The 6,888-nt window shown below is 50.2% G+C and carries 6 protein-coding genes; 1 reads left to right on the forward strand and 5 read right to left on the reverse strand.

The genetic code is table 11. The features are described from left to right. Positions 1–17: 17 nt before the first annotated feature. On the reverse strand, positions 18–3,005 hold the full coding sequence (locus tag HMPREF3119_RS15085; RefSeq protein ID WP_070580197.1) for a Tn3 family transposase: 2,988 nt from the start codon (positions 3,003–3,005) through the stop codon (positions 18–20). A 166-nt stretch (positions 3,006–3,171) separates the two neighbouring features. On the opposite strand from HMPREF3119_RS15085, the gene HMPREF3119_RS15090 reads away from it, so the two are divergent. Next, a complete protein-coding gene (locus HMPREF3119_RS15090) occupies positions 3,172–3,807 on the forward strand; it encodes a recombinase family protein (RefSeq protein WP_000470623.1) in 636 nt (211 codons plus the stop codon). Between the two features lie 27 nt (positions 3,808–3,834). Here the strand turns inward: HMPREF3119_RS15090 and fghA are convergent, their stop codons facing one another. From fghA to frmR, 4 genes are all read right to left on the reverse strand, one after another. Next, positions 3,835–4,671, reverse strand: coding sequence for an S-formylglutathione hydrolase (gene fghA / locus HMPREF3119_RS15095; RefSeq protein WP_020803304.1), 837 nt, complete (start codon positions 4,669–4,671; stop codon positions 3,835–3,837). A 65-nt stretch (positions 4,672–4,736) separates the two neighbouring features. Then, positions 4,737–5,135, reverse strand: a complete 399-nt coding sequence (locus tag HMPREF3119_RS15100; RefSeq protein ID WP_008813494.1) for a VOC family protein — start codon at positions 5,133–5,135, stop codon at positions 4,737–4,739. Between the two features lie 41 nt (positions 5,136–5,176). Continuing rightward, complete coding sequence (gene frmA, locus HMPREF3119_RS15105; protein ID WP_000842086.1) at positions 5,177–6,286, reverse strand: S-(hydroxymethyl)glutathione dehydrogenase; 1,110 nt, start codon at positions 6,284–6,286, stop codon at positions 5,177–5,179. Positions 6,287–6,316: 30 nt separating this feature from the next. Further along, the gene (gene frmR / locus HMPREF3119_RS15110; protein ID WP_001141270.1) at positions 6,317–6,592 is read right to left on the reverse strand and encodes a formaldehyde-responsive transcriptional repressor FrmR; all 276 of its coding nucleotides are present in this window, start codon (positions 6,590–6,592) and stop codon (positions 6,317–6,319) included. Positions 6,593–6,888 lie beyond the last annotated feature (296 nt).

Genomic DNA, 6,888 nt, shown 5'->3' on the forward strand with positions numbered 1-6,888 from the left:
AGTTTGGATATCGAAAATTATTGTACGTTAAGGCTATTTTTTGACCTTTCGACTTTAGCTGGTCTCAGCCGACGAAACTTACCGGAAGCCGGTATCCGGTTGCTTTTCCATATATAATCGCCTGTCAGATTGATGTGTTCCCAGCCTAACGGGGACAAATGCGACAGCAGTTGCTCGTTGATCTTCACCCCTTTGCGCTTCAGGGCATCGACCGCTCTTTCCATATAGACGGTATTCCACAGGGATATGGCAGCCGTCAGCAGCGTCAGTCCACTGGCGCGATAGCTCTGATTTTCCGGTTTTCTGTCCCTGATTTCACCCAGCCGGTGTAGGAATACCGCACGCGCCAGCGCGTTACGGGCTTCTCCTTTATTCAGTCCCGCCTGTACCCGCCGACGAAGTGCCGGATCGCGGAACCAGTCGAGCATAAACAGAGTTCGTTCAATACGACCAATTTCCCTCAGTGCTTTGGCAAGTCCGTTTTGTTTGGGGTAGCTGGCAAGCTTTTTCAACATCAGGGATGCCGTCACGGTTCCCTGCTTTATTGAAGTGGCCAGACGAAGTACTTCACGCCAGTGAATTTCGATCTCTTTCAGATTCAGGCGGGTCGTTGATATCAGTGACTGAAGCGCCGGGTATTGGTCTGCTTTCCCTTTGATAAACAGCTTTTTGTCGTGGAGATCCCTGATCCGCGGACAGAACGCAAATCCCAGCAGATGCATCAGGGCAAAGACATGATCGGTGAAACCAGCGGTATCGGTGTAATGCTCCCTGATTTCCAGGTCGCTTTCGTGGTACAGCAAGCCATCGAGCACATGGGTTGAATCCCTGACCCGGCTGATTATGCAGGTGTAAAACGGGCTGTATTGATCCGAAATATGGGTATAAAACTGACGTCCAGGCTCTTGCCCATATTTCGGGTTAACCTGCCCTGCGTAGCGGCCTGAGCTGCCTGTTCTGAAATTCTGTCCATCTGATGATGACGTTGTCCCGTCTCCCCAGAATGCCGCCAGTGGTCTTTTCCCCTGCGCGTTTACCAGCTCTGCGAGGGCGGCTGAATAGGTTTCGTGGCGGATGTACCATGCCTGGATATCTTCCAGTGATGATTTGGTGCTTCCGGGGCAGGCTTCCGCCATTTTGGTCAGGCCAAGATTGATGCCATCCGCAAGGATGGTGGTGAGGAGCTGGCGGGCATCGGGACGGGTAATGTCATTTTTTATATGCGAAAAATGTCGGGTAAACGTCGTCCAGCTGTTTACCTCATCGAGAATTTCCGTGATTTTAGGGCGCGGTAGCATGCTGTAAACCAGCTCTGCCAGCGGTGAAACCTGTACCGGGACGCAGTTATCCAGCGGAGAGACTTTTACTCCCCTGTCAGATATTTCGACATCGGGCAGCTCACCAAGGGCAGCCATGGCATTGACCTCTTCAAGTCTGGACTGAAGCAGGGTCATACGGCTGGTAATGTACTCATGATAATCAGCAGATACGGGCAGGGGCAGCGCCGGTGTGAGTTTGTCAAAGTCCTTTTCGGGAATGAGGTAATCATCAAAGTTTTTGTAGCGGCGTGAGCCTTTAACCCAGATGTCCCCGGAGCGCAATGCACCCTTAAGCTCGCTGAGCGCACAAAATTCATAGTACTGCCGGTCAATACCCGCAGGTGTAATCACCACTTTGCGCCAGCTTTCAGGGACAAACTCAAGCGGCGCTGTCGCCGGAACTTTACGCGACTGCTTCCGGTACATATCCTTGATCACAACCAGCGCATCAGCCAGAGGTTGCGCTGCCGGGGTTGCGATTAACTGTAAAGCGGACAACATGCGCGGGGCATATTTCCGTAATGTGCTGTATTTCTCGGTAATAATATGTAACGGGTCAAAATTATTTTTTCTGGCAAGATGGCGTGTTTCCTCCAGACTGGCGACAAATTCAGGCCATGGGAGTATGTTTTCTATTGCGAGCCATGGATCGCCACCGGAATCACGAGCTTCAGACAGTGCCTGGCCGACATCTATGTACTGCCTCAGTTTTGACTGGATTAGCTTTCCGGTCTGTTGAAGGCGCTCAGCCTGTGTTCTTTTGGCTTTGCTGAACAGGCTGTTCAGCATGCGTTCATGCAGCTCAATCACTTCATCTGTCAGTGTGGCTCTGGCTTCTTCCAGCACGCACACCAGGATCGCATGACGGCGGGCTGCTGAAAATCGGGTCAAATCCCGGCTACTCATCTTTCGGCCTTCCCGCGCCAGTTTCAGCAACCGGTTCTGGTGAATGGTACGATCTATACCTTCAGGTAATGCCAGCGATTCAATGCTACTGAGCCGATCAAGGTGTTGCAGCACGTTCTTACCATTTATTTTACCCGGCGGTTGCAGAAGCCATGTCAGCCTGGAAGGCTGATTATCTGAGGACTCAAGTAAACGATCCAGGGCATCCCTGTGAGCCGGAGTTAACGGGGCATTCAGGGTCTGAAATACGATTTTATCGCCGCCAGCCATGGCCTCCGCACAGGTACGCTCCACGGCATCAATCGCGGGAATTATCACGTTGTTCTTCCGGAGCCAGACCAGCAGTTCTTCGGCCAGGAGAATACCTTTATCGGTGCGCGTCGCCATCGGCAGCAGGTGTGTAATACAGTCCTGCTGTATTTTTCCGGTAAACGCTTTTACGCCAAGATAGCGGTACAGTTCGGTTAAATGTTCGCGTCGCGTGGTTTCCCTGCCGGAAAGGTAAGCAGGCCAGAGATCCCCGGTAAGTTTTAGCCTGCTGGCGATATGCTTCAGCAGCGCATCAGAGGGTGGGATTTTTTTATCCGGTGCAAAGCCGACATTTTTCAGATAGCAAAGAAGGACGGCAAAACCAAAACGACTGGCGGGTTTACGGTGAGCACTGATAAGCGCCAGATCATGCTCACTAAAATACGCCATTCGTGTCAGCGTTAACTCATCGTCCGGTAATGCCAGTAATGATTCTCTTTCCGACAGAGAAAGAATCTGCCTCCTTGCCATATAGTTTCCCTCATAAATTATTTGATGCGGAATTTTTAACAAAAATGGTATCGCATAAGGGTACACCCTGACGCCATATTCAAAACGTGACGGCACACGATGAATGACATAACCTATATGCGATAGATTAAATGCAATAACTTAAATGCGATAACGTGGTGGAAAAATGTTCATCAGAGCTTATTTAAGGGCATCGACGGAAGATCAGTTCGCCGATCGGGCAAAAGAGATGCTGGAGCAGTTTGTTCAGGAGCGGGGACATAAAATAGCCAGTTACTACCGGGAGAACATCAGCGGTACAAAACTTGACCGCCCGGAACTGGGGCGCTTACTGATGGACAGTCACCGCAATGATATTTTACTGGTCGAGCAGATAGACCGTCTGACCCGTCTGAGCAACAGCGACTGGATGACGCTGAAAAAACAAATCGAGCAACACGAGCTGCGGATTGTCAGCCTCGATGTACCCACCTCATGGCAGGCGCTGTCAGATAAAGATCCTTCGCAGGCTGACCCAATCACCCGCGCCGTGATAACCGCCATCAATAATATGCTTATCGACCTGATGGCCGCGATGTCGCATAAGGACTGGCTGAGCCGCCGCCATCGGCAGAAGCAGGGAATTGAACGGGCACATACGCTGGGAAAATACCGGGGCAAACAGGCCGATCAGGAACGACATAAGAAAGTTCTGTATTACCGACAGGTCAAGAAACTGAGCATAAGAGAAACTGCTGAAGCCACCGGTTACAGCACATCTCAGGTCTGCAGGATTCAGGCCCTGTTCAGGCCTGAAAATTAAGCACATTTTCTGAGGCTGGAAATCAACTCATGCTGACAGCCTGAGCCTGTTGGCATGGTAAGCAATGTGATCACCAATAAAGCTGGAAATGAAATAATAGCTGTGGTCGTAACCAGTATGATATCGGAATGATGTGTTGATGTTCATCTCGTTGCACACTCTTTCAAGACTTTTAGTGCGTAACTGATCTTCATAAAAGGCGTCACTTAATCCCTGGTCAATAAAAATTTCTGGTAATTTCGCACCCTGTAAAATGAGACTGACGGGATCGTAGTGCTCCCACGTTTTTTTATTTTCACCCAGGTACGCGGTGAATGCCTGTTGTCCCCATGGCACCTGAGAAGGTGACACTATTGGTGAAAATGCCGATACACTCACATATTCATCAGGATTTCGCAGCGACAGAACCAGCGCTCCCATCCCCCCCATGGAGTGACCGGATATTGATTTCCTTGATGTTACAGGTAAATGCTCCATGACAACATCCGGAAGCTCATGGAGAATATAGTCATACATCCTGTAATGCGTGTTCCACGGATGTTCCGTCGCGTTCAGATAAAATCCGGCACCCTGGCCCAGATCGTAGCTGTCAGCATCTGCGACATGCTCTCCACGGGGACTGGTATCAGGAACAACGACGATGATGTTGTTCCTGGCGGCATAATGCTGCATACCCGATTTGGTGATGAAATTCTGCTCCGTACAGGTCAGACCCGAGAGCCAGTACAGGACCGGCAGTTTTTCTGTTGCTGCTTTGGGGGGAAGATAAACACCGAAATTCATCTCACAATTAAGTGTTTGTGAATTATGGCGGTATACGTTTTGCCAGCCGCCAGCGCTGGCATGCTGCTCGATGAGTTCCATTAGCCTCTGTCTCATGGTTATTTCCCCTGACAGGGAGTCAGGGGAAGTCTCTTTATAGCCGGACGTCAGATGAACGTATAAGCCGTGATTTTGTTACCCGCAGGGTCTCGCAGGTAGGCTGCATAGGCTCCAGGGAGATGGCTGCGCGGGCCAGGCTGACCTTCATCTTTCCCTCCGGCGGCAAGGCCCGCGGCGTGGAAAGCATCAACTTCTTCCGGACTTGCAGCTGCAAAGCCGACAGTAACGCCGTTGGCCGATGGCGCTTCACCGTTGCCCGGACGTGCAATAATAAAGGCTGGCTTTTCACGACCATAAAGTACCCAGCCATTGCCAAACGGGCCGAGGTTATTGATGCCAAGCGTACCGAGGACAGCATCGTAAAAATCAGCGGATTTTTCAACATCGGATGCACCGATGAAGACGTGGGAAAAAACGTCATTACCAGAAATTACAGGTGTTGCCATGATCCATTTCCTTCAGTTGGTTTGACTCAGTTAAGACGCTATCAGTAACGGATTACCGTACGGATTGATTTACCTTCATGCATAAGATCGAAGGCCTCATTGATTTCATCCAGCGTCATCGTGTGGGTAACAAATGGCTCCAGTTCAATTTCACCCTTCATGGCATCTTCTACCATGGCCGGAAGTTGCGTACGGCCTTTCACTCCGCCGAAAGCAGAACCTTTCCATACGCGCCCGGTAACGAGCTGGAATGGACGGGTGGATATCTCCTGCCCGGCGCCGGCCACGCCGATGACAATGGACTGGCCCCAGCCACGGTGAGCACTTTCCAGCGCCGCACGCATAACGTTGACGTTACCGATACATTCAAAAGTGTGGTCAATGCCCCATTTGTTGATTTCAAGCAGCACATCTTTAATCGGTTTGTCATGGTCGTTCGGGTTGATGCAGTCGGTTGCACCGAACTGACGGGCAAGTTCGAATTTGGCCGGGTTGGTGTCGATAGCGATAATGCGTCCTGCTTTTGCCTGGCGAGCCCCCTGAACGGCAGCCAGACCGATTGCGCCAAGACCAAAAATAGCGACAGAATCTCCAGGCTGTACTTTCGCTGTGTTGTGAACAGCGCCAATCCCGGTAGTCACGCCACAGCCCAGCAGGCAGACGTGTTCATGGTTTGCCTCCGGGTTAATTTTTGCCAGAGAAACCTCGGCCACTACCGTATACTCACTGAAGGTGGAGCATCCCATGTAGTGGTAAAGAGGCTGGCCATTGTAAGAAAAGCGGGTGGTTCCGTCAGGCATCAGTCCTTTTCCCTGAGTTTCGCGAACCGATACACAGAGGTTCGTTTTCCCGGACTGACAGAATTCACACTCCCCGCATTCGGCGGTGTAAAGCGGAATCACATGGTCTCCCGGCTTCACGCTGGTCACGCCTTCACCGACCTCCACGACGACACCGGCCCCTTCGTGGCCGAGAACCACCGGGAAAACGCCCTCAGGATCGTTCCCGGAGAGGGTAAAGGCATCTGTGTGGCAGACACCGGTGTGGGTATTTTTAATCAGCACCTCGCCTTTTTTAGGTGGTGCAACATCAATTTCAACAATCTCCAGGGGCTTCCCTGGTGCAAATGCAACGGCAGCACGTGATTTCATATGTAAATTATCCTCAATGTGATGGCTTAGCTATTTAAGATAGGCGCGAACCAGTTCAATCGTATCGTCAACGGATTTACTGATTTCATGGCTGTAGCTGTCATTCTGGTCAAAGGTTTCCCGTATGTGGCTCTCGAGCACCTCTGCCATAAGACCGTTAGCTGCTCCGCGAACGGCAGCTATCTGCTGAAGAATGGAACGGCATTCAGCACCATTTTCCAGCGCTCTTTCCAGAGCATCAATCTGACCCCGAATACGGCGAACACGGGTAAGGACCTTTTTTTTCTCTTCAGGAGTACTGGGCATTATTTACCTCACCATTTTTGATTTTATATACTATAGTGGAGTATATAATTATTGTCAATGCATACTCCACTACAGTATAACTAAGAATAAACATAACTACCTTTATTTGCGATATAAATCATATATTTATATTATTTTTGGCTGTGATACTGTCGGAAGGAAAGTTACTACAAAAATGATATCTACCGATACGGGATTTGGGGCATAGGCGGTTCTGTTAAATTTCGCCAGATATTGGCTCATCATTGATGGTCAAAAAATGAGCCTAACGTACAATAATTTTCGATATCCAAACT

This window comes from Morganella sp. HMSC11D09 (assembly GCF_001807955.1).
Classification (GTDB): domain Bacteria; phylum Pseudomonadota; class Gammaproteobacteria; order Enterobacterales; family Enterobacteriaceae; genus Morganella; species Morganella morganii.

What these genes read in the sequence shown, in the direction of transcription:
- HMPREF3119_RS15085 (WP_070580197.1), bottom strand. Translation starts at nt 3,005, where the DNA reads ATGGCAAGGAGGCAGATTCTTTCTCTGTCGGAAAGAGAATCATTACTG.
- HMPREF3119_RS15090 (WP_000470623.1), top strand. Translation starts at nt 3,172, where the DNA reads ATGTTCATCAGAGCTTATTTAAGGGCATCGACGGAAGATCAGTTCGCC.
- fghA (WP_020803304.1), bottom strand. Translation starts at nt 4,671, where the DNA reads ATGGAACTCATCGAGCAGCATGCCAGCGCTGGCGGCTGGCAAAACGTA.
- HMPREF3119_RS15100 (WP_008813494.1), bottom strand. Translation starts at nt 5,135, where the DNA reads ATGGCAACACCTGTAATTTCTGGTAATGACGTTTTTTCCCACGTCTTC.
- frmA (WP_000842086.1), bottom strand. Translation starts at nt 6,286, where the DNA reads ATGAAATCACGTGCTGCCGTTGCATTTGCACCAGGGAAGCCCCTGGAG.
- frmR (WP_001141270.1), bottom strand. Translation starts at nt 6,592, where the DNA reads ATGCCCAGTACTCCTGAAGAGAAAAAAAAGGTCCTTACCCGTGTTCGC.